This window comes from Pseudomonas sp. 65/3-MNA-CIBAN-0223 (assembly GCF_040310425.1).
Classification (GTDB): Bacteria; Pseudomonadota; Gammaproteobacteria; order Pseudomonadales; family Pseudomonadaceae; genus Aquipseudomonas; species Aquipseudomonas gregormendelii.
Window position 1 is genome coordinate 1 of the sequence record NZ_JBEOPV010000276.1, and the last position, 248, is coordinate 248.

The 248-nt window shown below is 53.6% G+C and carries 1 pseudogene; it reads right to left on the reverse strand.

From position 1 onward, the window contains the following. Nucleotides 1-248, reverse strand: a pseudogene (locus tag AAEZ09_RS28875) (site-specific integrase); the annotation flags it as partial.

Here is a 248-nt window from a genome sequence, read left to right on the forward strand (position 1 = left end):
CTCGCTCCCAAGGTTCTGCATCATCATCATCCAGCTTCCGACGAAAGAGGGGCACATTCTCAATGGCTGCATTCCAGTCGGCACCGTCTGGATACGTTTGCCAGAGTTGCGCCAGAACCATTGCCTTGTAGGCCTGCACGGTGTTGTAGAGATCCTCATCTAGACTGAATGTTTCGGACTTTGCTCGCCAACCCGTCTCGTCGTCTCTTTGCTTTGCCCAATGAAACCTGACCTTGCAGCCCTGATCG